The 9863-nt window shown below is 60.7% G+C and carries 7 protein-coding genes and 2 pseudogenes; 4 read left to right on the top strand and 5 right to left on the bottom strand.

Features of this window, described 5'->3' with window-relative positions:
* Window positions 1-170: 170 nt before the first annotated feature.
* The 3 genes from GNZ13_RS50580 to GNZ13_RS50570 are packed head-to-tail and all read right to left on the bottom strand — an operon-like array spanning window position 171 to window position 3416.
* Window positions 171-1181, bottom strand: coding sequence for a site-specific integrase (locus GNZ13_RS50580; protein ID WP_172178972.1), 1011 nt, complete (start codon window positions 1179-1181; stop codon window positions 171-173).
* On the bottom strand, window positions 1178-2161 hold the full coding sequence (locus GNZ13_RS50575; protein ID WP_172178971.1) for a tyrosine-type recombinase/integrase: 984 nt from the start codon (window positions 2159-2161) through the stop codon (window positions 1178-1180). The genes GNZ13_RS50580 and GNZ13_RS50575 overlap by 4 nt, the downstream gene beginning before the upstream one ends.
* On the bottom strand, window positions 2151-3416 hold the full coding sequence (locus GNZ13_RS50570; protein ID WP_172178970.1) for a site-specific integrase: 1266 nt from the start codon (window positions 3414-3416) through the stop codon (window positions 2151-2153). The genes GNZ13_RS50575 and GNZ13_RS50570 overlap by 11 nt, the downstream gene beginning before the upstream one ends.
* Window positions 3417-3699: 283 nt before the next feature.
* On the opposite strand from GNZ13_RS50570, the gene GNZ13_RS50565 reads away from it, so the two are divergent.
* The 3 genes from GNZ13_RS50565 (at window position 3700) to GNZ13_RS50555 (ending at window position 7867) form a co-directional block, all read left to right on the top strand.
* Entirely contained in the window at window positions 3700-4893 is a 1194-nt protein-coding gene (locus tag GNZ13_RS50565) for an IS91 family transposase (protein ID WP_172178969.1), read from the top strand.
* 1040 nt (window positions 4894-5933) lie between these two features.
* The gene (locus GNZ13_RS50560; protein ID WP_172178968.1) at window positions 5934-7088 is read left to right on the top strand and encodes an IS110 family RNA-guided transposase; all 1155 of its coding nucleotides are present in this window, start codon (window positions 5934-5936) and stop codon (window positions 7086-7088) included.
* 428 nt (window positions 7089-7516) lie between these two features.
* Window positions 7517-7867 carry an HU family DNA-binding protein gene (locus GNZ13_RS50555; protein ID WP_328807428.1) on the top strand — a complete coding sequence of 117 codons (351 nt, stop codon included), beginning with the start codon at window positions 7517-7519 and terminating at the stop codon, window positions 7865-7867.
* A gap of 7 nt (window positions 7868-7874) precedes the next feature.
* On the opposite strand, the pseudogene GNZ13_RS50550 reads toward GNZ13_RS50555, so the two are convergent.
* A pseudogene (locus GNZ13_RS50550) lies at window positions 7875-8610 on the bottom strand (IS6 family transposase).
* A gap of 300 nt (window positions 8611-8910) precedes the next feature.
* Here GNZ13_RS50550 and GNZ13_RS50545 point away from each other — a divergent pair.
* Window positions 8911-9495, top strand: a complete 585-nt coding sequence (locus GNZ13_RS50545) for a TetR/AcrR family transcriptional regulator (RefSeq protein WP_172178966.1) — start codon at window positions 8911-8913, stop codon at window positions 9493-9495.
* A gap of 121 nt (window positions 9496-9616) precedes the next feature.
* Here GNZ13_RS50545 and GNZ13_RS50540 read toward each other — a convergent pair.
* A pseudogene (locus GNZ13_RS50540) lies at window positions 9617-9799 on the bottom strand (IS6 family transposase); the annotation flags it as partial.
* Window positions 9800-9863 lie beyond the last annotated feature (64 nt).

Genomic DNA, 9863 nt, shown 5'->3' with positions numbered 1-9863 from the left:
GCGAAAATGTGCTGCAGCACATTTGCAATATTACCGGCCGAAAGTTGTTATGTGCAGTGTCGAATCCCGCTCGCGATAGCAAAGGTTTTCGGTCGTAGGAACTCTACATAAAAGTTGGGCAGGATGGGGAGGCCCGCAGCCAACAAACGACGTGCGTAACCTCCGCAGTCCTACAGCGAATGCAGCCATTCGAGCAGCGTTTTGTTCTGCTGCCAGGATGGGATCTTTGGAAGCGGTGCACCGTCGGTGGCTTTCTCGAGAGCCTTGCGCTTCATCTCAAGATTTGCGCGAGCATAGATCTCAGTTGTCTTCACATCGACGTGACCCAGGAAGTCGCGGATGATCTCGAGCGGGACGCCACTTTGCAGCAGGTGCATTCCCTTGGTGTGCCTCAGGCTGTGAGGACTCACCCGTTGCGTGAAGTCGGGGTGACTTCGCCGTAAAGGAATCACATACTTTTGCAGGAGATAACGCACACCGGAGCGCGATAGCCGTGTGCCTTGCCGGTTCTGGAAGAGTGGCTTGCCGGCGTGTTCAGGGCGATCGAGGTTGTTATCGCGTTGATACTGGCGCAGCAGTTCGACTGTCGAATCCATCAGGGGCACGGCGCGCAGCTTTCTGCCCTTTCCCATGAGCCGCACCTGCGATGGAGGATCCAGGCGCACGTCCCCGGCGTTCAGGTCAATCAACTCCTGTACCCGGGCACCCGTGTCATAGAGTACGCTTAACATCACTGCATCCCGGCGCCCCTCAGCCGTACGCAGGTCCGGTTGCGCGAGAAGCTGCGCAAGGTATTCCCTGGAGAGGTAACCGACGCTGGGGCGCGGCTGTCGCCGCAACGGAATCGCGAGGACCTGCTGACACTGCAGCAGGCGCTCGGGTACTTCCGACTGTACGTAGCGGAAGAACGCGTGCAACGCCGCGAGACGATGATTCAGTGTGCTGATCGAAACGCGCCGGTCGTTGGCCAGGTGATCAAGGAATGCCTCGACCAGGGGTACGTCGATCTGTGCCAGAGACAGACGCTCCAGTGCGATTCCCCGCACGTCGCGACAGAATCGCAGCAGCAGGGTGAAGACGTCGCGATAGGCCTTGATCGTGTTGGGGCTTAGGTTGCGCTGTGCGGCCAGATGGTGCGTCAGGAAGCCGGTCACGAGCATGGAGAAATCCGTCGGTTTCATGATCCGTTCCTCCGCGGGATGACATCACCGAAGGCGGCGCTGGTGCGCGCCGTGATCTCCGGAAACAGTTCGGCGATCAGATGCAGATAGCGCTGCGTTCCGGCGAGGGAGCGATGGCCCATGTAGGTCGCCAGCACCGGGAGCTTCGCATCGAGGTCGGCTCCCTCCTGGCACCATCGCAGCAACGCATGAACGGCAAAAACATGACGAAGATCATGTAAGCGCGGCCCCTTGCCTCTGCCGGCATGCGGGATCCCGCAGCGCAACAGCAGCTCCCGGTACAGCCAGTAGACGGCCGGGTGGCTCAACGGGCCGTCGGATGGCGAAGGGAAGAAGTAGGCATCGGACGGGCGATCGCCCATGACTTGCGCGAAGGTTCGAAGGCGCTGTACCAGGGGCAAGGCTGGTGGAACGAGCCTGTCCTTTCGAAATTTGCCCTCACGCACTGTCAGGACTCCCCGGACAAGGTCAACGTCGGCCACCCGCAGGTGCAGCACCTCGCCAATCCTCAGGCCGCAGCCATACAGGAGCCGGAGCACTTCCGGCATGATGAGATGCCGCATAGGGGATCGTGCGGTCGGTGTCAGCTGGTCAGCCGCCTGGAACAGCCGCTGAATCTCGGCGTGGGTCAGAATGCGTGGCGAGAAACTGTCAGAGCGCCTTGCCGTCAGCGATCGATCCGGCACATCCGCAGAATATCCAAGCCGACACATGAACAGGGCGAATTGGCGAACTGCGCAGATACGATGATCGTGGGTGCCCTTACTCTCGTGGGGCCGTTTGGCGAGCCACTTGCGGCTGATCGAGCGCGGCAGCCCGCATTCCGATAGCGCTTCATCGCTGAGGAAGCGGTCAAAGCATGCCAGCAAGCGAGCTGGCTCATCATATCGATAACCACACGCCCGTTTCTCCTGGACGAACTGCTCCATAAGTGAGCCGACAGCGCTCCGGAACTGCCCCTTGAATGCGCTACTCGACATGGCGCATCTCCTCGGTGTTCAACGCGGCAGTGCGCAGGGTTTCCACGTCGGTCTTCGCGTAGATCAACGTCGAGGCCGTCGTCGCATGCCCGAGGATGTCGCTGATGACTTGAAACGGTGTCTGTTCATGAAGCAGTCGTGTCGCGAGTGTGTGGCGTAGCGAGTGCAAACCATGGCGTTGCGGACTCCGGAAGCGAATCCCGGCGAGGGTCTTCCAATGCTTGACGATGTAATGCAGGTTAGCGGCCTCACAGAAGGGTTGGAACGGCGCATTCAATGTGAGGAACACTTCTCGACGATCCGATTGAGGACGGCCCGATCTCAGATAGTCAATCAGCGCTTCGCCAACTTCCTCCGTTAATGGCAAACAAAGAGGTGCAAGGCTCTTCGACTGCTTAATCTCTATCGTGGCCGTTTCCCACTTCAGATCGTCGATGGATAGTGTCCGAATATCGCCCGCTCGCAATCCGAGGCGACAGGCAAGCAGAAGGATCGCGTAATCACGCTTGCCTTTGGGCGAGGTTCTATCGACGACTTCGAGCAACCTGATCACGAGGTTCGGGTCCCAGACCGATGGAATAGTCGCATCGCGGGGAACGTGGACCACCGGCAAGACATGGCTGAGATCTTGCTGCAGAATTCCTCGCAGCAGAAGAAAGCGCAGAAAGCCACGCACATCGGAAACGATACGCGAGACGGACTTGGCCGCCAGGCGATGTTGCGAGGTCACAAATGCGCAGAGATCAGCCGGCTGCATCTGGTCAAAAAACGTGATATTCCTTGAACCAAGGAAATCCGCGAATATCGCGATCTCCCGCATCCGCTCGCGAAGGGTCGTTGTGCGAAGATGACGTCGATCCCGACAGTACAGTTCATAGTCGCGCAATGTCGTGCTCATGGGCGCCGGGACCTGGATCTTCTGCATGTCGGTGACGGTACGCTCAATGTGCCCGTCACGCGCAAAGTCCTCCAGAACCTTGAGGGCAAACACGATATGCCGTCGCCATCCCTGCCGCGAGTTCAGGCATTCACCCTCATACATCTGATACGCAGTGCAAAATTGTTCCGCCAGCTCCTGTGAATACTGATCTTCCAGGCTCATCTCGTGACAAAACCCGATGAGATGTCGCCAGACTGCGCGATAGCGCGCGAGCGTTCGTCTGCTGTAGTGAAGCCTCTCCAGTTCGCCCACGGCACCAGCAACGAACTGCTGCAACGGCAGGTGGCTTGAAACTTGATGGGTTGACTTCTCCATGATCGAGCTCCTCGCAAAGGCGATCCCGACGGACGCCAGGAGCCCATGATGAAACTTTATGTGCAGTAGTTCAGACCTGATGCCTTGCTCACGATGCGCTTGACGTTGCTACTCTACATAACGATCTACTGTCGGTAATAACGCAAATGTGCTGCAGCACATTTGACCTATCTCAAGGTCGCGACCAGCACGATCTGCGCGACGACCAGCCCATTCGACCGGCTGCCCCCAAACACTTCGCAGACCTCACCCGAAACGCCGGCTGACCACGTCTGAGCCCGCGATGAAGGCCAAGCTGGAACTGGCGGACATCCTGCACCGTCACGGCCCGGCATACCGGCATCTCTACGCCGATTCGCTTGACCGTGAACAGTGCCGTGTCATGCGCGCCATTGAACAATGCCGCACATCTGCCCTGGGTGGCCACGTCGAGCAGTGCGACGCCTGCGGACACCAGCGCATTGCCTACAACTCGTGTGGTAACCGGCACTGTCCGAAGTGCCAGTCGCTCGCCCGCGCAGACTGGCTCGACCGCCGTCAGACGGACCTGTTGCCCGTCCCGTACTTCCACGTGGTGTTCACCGTGCCGCAGGAGATATCGGCCATTGCATTCCAGAACAAGCGCACCGTCTACGACATCCTGTTTCAGGCCACCGCCGAAACGCTGCAGACAATCGCCGAGGATCCAAGGCACCTCGGCGCCACGATCGGCTTCATCGCACTCCTGCACACGTGGGGGCAGAATCTGGTGCATCATCCACATCTGCACTGCGTGGTCCCTGGCGGCGGGCTCGCTACCGACGGCACGCGCTGGGTGGCCTGCCGGCCTGGTTTCTTCCTGCCCGTGCGGGTACTCTCGCGCCTGTTCCGTCGACTGTTTCTCGAACGGTTGCAACGCGCATTCGATGCCGGCGCCCTGGGTTTCTTCGCGTCACTGGCCCATCTGTCCGAGCCCGGCGAATTCGCCCGCTATCTGTCGGGCCCGCGTCATACCGAATGGGTTGTCTATGCCAAGGAGCCGTTCGGCAGCCCACAGCAGGTGCTCGACTATCTCGGCCGCTACACGCACCGCGTCGCAATCTCCAACCACCGCCTGCTCAGCCTGACCGACGGGCACGTGACGTTTCGCTGGAAGGACTATCGTCATCCAGGCAAGCCTCGCTCCATGTGCCTGCACGCTCACGAGTTCCTGCGCCGCTTCCTGCTGCACGTGCTGCCCCACGGGCTGCAACGGATTCGCCACTACGGCCTGCTTAGCAACCGGCTGCGCGCGACCCGCATTGCCGCCTGCCGGCGTCTGCTTGGCGCACCGCCTGCTGAAGCCCGCACGCCGCCCAGACCTGATTACCGCGACCGTTACGCGCAGTTGACCGGCCGATCATTGCGTGACTGTCCGGTCTGCCGAAACGGTCACATGGTCTGCGTCGAATGTCTCCTGCCAGGCGCATTACCCCGGGCACCGCCGAACTATCCATGACGCTCGAATCGCGATCGCCGGCAGGCCGGAGCCGGCCCGTCCTCACGGGTCGGCAGGATGCGTACGTACGCGGCGGTCCCAGCCTGCCTTCTACGAGCGTCGAACCCGTCGGCGACCCACCGCGATCGCACGGGCCAGGCCCAATTGAGCGTCCAGAGCCGCCCGTACGAATGTTTCAATCCTCGAATCCGATCGCCACAACCATCGCCACGCCAATTCAATTCCCATAGCCACCGTCGGCGGAGCGGTTTAGCTCAACGAATTGTTAGCGGAGAGGGAACGGCTCGATCGCCGTGCCTTCGACCAGCTCATTACGCCGTTCCCTCTCCGCTAACAATCCTATGGATTATCGCCGCATTGATGCGCCATCAAATGCATTCATGATAAATGGCAGCTGTCAGGATAGGGGAGCGGTAGCGGTGGGTGGTCCCAAAGGCGCGAACCCGCGGGCGGTGATCGTTGGAAACCCTCGGTTGACATGAATGCAGCCGTTGCACGCACGGGACTGCAGACAGAGGTCGTGCAACGGAAACAAATTGGGTGTTGCCTATTGATGCGGCCGACTGCAAATGAAGGCCCGGATAGTCAGAGCTATCATCCCCTTCATTTGCGGACACGAGCCCTTGTATCGACTGGACGACGTCGCCGGATGGCACCTGGCGCGACGGCGTGGCGCGTCACAGACGATTGGGCATGAAGGCCGGATGCAACCGGCGATGCGGAAAGGCGGCCACGCGCAGCAGGGAGGAAGACCTTGCGATCCGCGGCGCCGGGACGTCTGCGGCGCAGAACCATAAACGTTCACGTTTCATTGAGGCGCCGGACTTTGCACGCGCAACGTTCCTCACGATCGCGTGAACCGGGATCCGTGCCTACAGGTAGCGGGGCCGGTCCGGCCGGCTTATTTCTGCGTGAAGGAGTCGTGCAGTTGCGTGCCGATTGCGCGGAGGTGCGCCGATCGGGTAGATCCTATGAGCAGGAGGCGTCGACGAACTGATACGTAAAATCAGCGTGTCAAGTCTTGTTCAAAGGAGAACATCATGCGCACGGATCAGACATTCATCACCCGCGGTGAAGAAGCAATACTTGCCGTGTCGCTAGAGTTGGCCGGGACGAAGTGGAAGGTCGCGCTGCATGACGGCCGGCGCGAGACGCCCGCCGTGCACGCCGTCGCGCAGCCACAGGCCGCCGCCCGCGTGCAGGCAGTTCTGGACCTGATCGAACGCCACAAAGAGAAGTGGTCGCTGCCTGCGGACGTGCGGGTGGTCGTGAGCTACGAGGCCGGTCAGGATGCCTTCTGGATCTTTCGTGCGCTGCAGGCGCGCAGCATCGAGTGCCATGTCGTCGATCCGGCGAGCATTCCGGTCGAACGCCACAAGCGGCGCGCGAAGACCGACCGGCTCGATGTCATCAAGCTGGTGATTAACCTGCGTGCGTGGCTACGCGGCGAGCGCGACCGAATGCACGTGGTGCATGTGCCATCGCCGCAGGATGAAGCGTCCCGCCAGCTAATGCGCGATCGTGGGCAACTGCAAAAGGAAGTGCGGCAGCACCGCGACCGGATGCGCAAACTGCTGGCCACGCTGGGCTGCTGGGACGACGTCGACTGCAAGACCTTCGCTGGCCGGCTCGCGCGTAACGAGGTGAAGTGCCACGACGGTGCGCCGCTACCGCCCGAGCTGCGTGAGCGGCTTCTGCGCGAGTGCGAACGGCTGGCGCTCGCCGAGCAGCAATTCGTGGCGCTGGAGAAGACGCGGCAGGCAAACGTGCCGGCGCCCGCGCGCAAGCGAAGCCACGACTTGACGCGTCTGAAGGGGATTGGCGAGGTCGGTGCGTCTCGCCTCGCGCTCGAGCTGTTCTGGCGGGAGTTCAGCAACCGGCGCCAGGTGGGTGCATGCGTCGGACTGGTGCCGCAGCCGTACGACAGCGGCGAGAGCCAGGTCGATCAGGGCATCAGCAAACAGGGCGACCGGCGGGTGCGCGCATTACTGGTCGAGATGGCATGGACCTGGCTGCGCTATCAGCCCGGCAGCGCGTTGACGCAGTGGTTCAACCGGCGCACGCAGGGCACTGGGCCCAATCGCCGGGCGCGACGGATTGCGATCGTCGCGGTCGCACGTCGCCTCGCGATTGCGCTGTGGCGCTATCTGAAGGACGGCACCATTCCGGAAGGGGCACAGATGAAGGTGGCCTGAGGCGAAAGCATGGCGAGCACCCATTGAGTGAACCCGATATATACAACGTCTGAAGTGAACATGCCCGTTCGCCACCCGGGTTGCTAGCGCAACCGATCTGTTAGATGGGGTATGTTTTGGACACTAGTCCCACGACGCAAAGCGCATGCAGGATAAGGCTGGCGAGTCGCCAGCGGATAGAAGGTGGTCGGACGTCACGTCTGACGCGCGCAACGATCGGCTTCAGACCAGCAGGAGCGACGCACATCGGATCACAGCAAATACTGATGCACAATACGCTACGTCAGCATATCCATCCCTTCCTGGGCCAAGGGTCCGCTGCCGCCAGGCTTCGCCTACCCGCGACCCAGATTACGCGCACTGAGCAGAAGGTGCTGAACGATGCTTTGTGAGTCAGTCCGTCGAGAGGCCTTGACAACTTACTGCTCATAGAAGGGTGGCGGCATCATCATTCACTCAACGAGGAAAAAACGATGAACAAGCAGGAACTGGTGGATGCTGTCGCCGCGAAGACCGGCGCAACCAAGGCGGCCGCCGCTGACGCGCTTGATGCGCTGATCGCCACCATTACGGCGGCCGTCAAAAAAGACGATACCGTGCAACTGATCGACTCCGGATCGTTTTCCACCGGCGCGCGCGCCGCGCGGGTGGGCCGCAATCCGGCGACCGGCGCCGAGATCCAGATCCCTGCCGCAAAGACGGTGAAATTCATGGCGGGCAAGCCGTTCAAGGGGCGTTGTCAACTTGCCGAGAGTGAGACGAAACGCCGGCAGGTGTGACTTTCGTTCAGAAGCCAGTCGACGGATTTTGGGCTTGTTCGGTGAATTCGCGCCAGGCAACGAACCTTGCTGCAAGCTGTTTGCGATACAGTGACGCGCGCAGCAGATGCCGCTTGAGCGCGAAGTGTTGCCGTATCGGTCCGAAGCAGGAGAGAAATTGTTGTGTGCGTTTCGGGTCGCGAAAGCCGCGCATGCGGCGCTCGCGTTCCCGGGTCGGCTGGTGGCTGTTCTCCGCCCGGTTGTTCAGCCGGGCGGCCGCTTTGACGAACACGTGCTTCACGCTGACCAGCTCCGGAATGTCAGCCTTTGCTGCGGGATAGCTGCGCAGCTGGTCGGTGACGATCTTGCGCGGTACCAGGTTTGAGCGCAGCACACGCCTGAAGAAGCGTTTGGCGGCTGCCTTGTCGCGCCGCTTTTGCAGCAGGATATCGAGTTCGGTGCCGTGCTCGTCAACAAACTCGCCCGAGCAGGTACGGTTCCCCACGCAAAGTCACAAACATCTCATCGAGATGCCACGTGCCACCCGGTTTGCGCCGCGCTGCCTTCACCCGGCGAGCCAAGCCCGCACCGAATTTGTCGCACCAGCACCGGATCGTCTCATACGTCACGATCACGCCGCGCTCGAAAAGCAACTCTTTGACGTCGCGCAAGCTCAACTGAAAGCGAAAATACCAGCGCACTGCGCAACTGATGACGCTGGCTGGGAAACGGTGACCGTGATAGAGCGATTTCGTTTTCTTCATCGTGCCATCTTACGCCACTGATAAATCAACCTGACAGCGCCCCGTCGACGTTACAGGCTGCGCCGCCCTGAGGAGAGTCGCCGACAGGAAGTGCCGAGGGGGACACCCACAGACAAAAACGGCTTGCAGAGAAAGGGGCGGTCATCGAGGCGAAACGGCTTGTGGTTCTTGACCAGCGTTTAGCACTTGACAAGGAGGAAGTCATATCAGGATCTAAACGAACGCAGCCACCACGCTTTGCGCATTTTAGCCAATAGTGTCAAAATACTCCTGATAGATAAACCGTGATTGAGGCGCACCATGGCTGGAGTCCGTCAGTTTGATGAAGAGCACGCCTTTGCGCAGGCGCTGGATGTCTTCTGGCGCAAGGGTTTTCGCGCCACCTCGATGCTGGATCTGGCAGAAGCCACCGGCGTGCAGCGCGGGTCCCTATACAACGCGTACGGCGACAAGGAAGAAATCTTCGTGCGCGTGTTTGAGCGGTACACCGTCGAATTCCTCGCCGCTGCTCGCCACGCGCTGGACAAGCCTGACGCGCGCGACGCGTTGACGGCGTTTTTCACGTTCGCCATCCGCTCGATTGCACAGGGTTCGCCGGCGCGGGGCTGTCTGTCCACCAAAACGGCGATCGAAGTCGACCCCGAATCGCCTCGCTTGCGCGACGCCCTGCAAAAGATGTTAGATGAGCTGGAAGCGATCGTCCTCAGTGCGCTCGCTACGCCAGAAGCTAAAAAGAGACTCGCGATTCCGGCGCCGCAGGCCGCCAGGCTCATCGTCACCATGACACGCGGCATTGCCGTCATGGAGCGTGTCTACGCCGATCCGAAGAGTCTTAGACAGACCGCAGCAGGGCTCGTCGACGCATTGGTGCCGCAGCGCTCGTAATGCGCTGTCGTCCCGGGTCGAGCGGTGCTCCGCCAGCACCGCTCGATTGACGCCCACCCTGCCGGTGGTTCTGGTGCAAACAGCCGGTGAAGCCGAGACGTGTACAATACATAAGGATACCTTATGTATTGTACAGGACAGCGTTCCAGACGGCGGGTGCAGCAGCATCCTTGAGTCCGAGAGTGCGGAGGTTGAACTGACCCTTGCGGACGCGGGGCATCAACTCGATGCCTGCAATCGTGGTCGCGGCGCTCCTGAACCGTTTGAATCCGAGCATCACGTTCGTTCTGGACTTGATGTTTCGAATGATATGAACGTTCCCCACCACCGGTGGGGACATACAGGGAAGTGGATCCTTGCGGGCCTCA

It is taken from the genome of Paraburkholderia elongata (assembly GCF_013177735.1).
In the GTDB taxonomy this organism is placed as follows: Bacteria; Pseudomonadota; Gammaproteobacteria; order Burkholderiales; family Burkholderiaceae; genus Paraburkholderia; species Paraburkholderia elongata.
The sequence above is the reverse complement of the archived record's forward strand: the minus strand, read 5'-3'. Positions and strand labels throughout refer to the sequence as shown.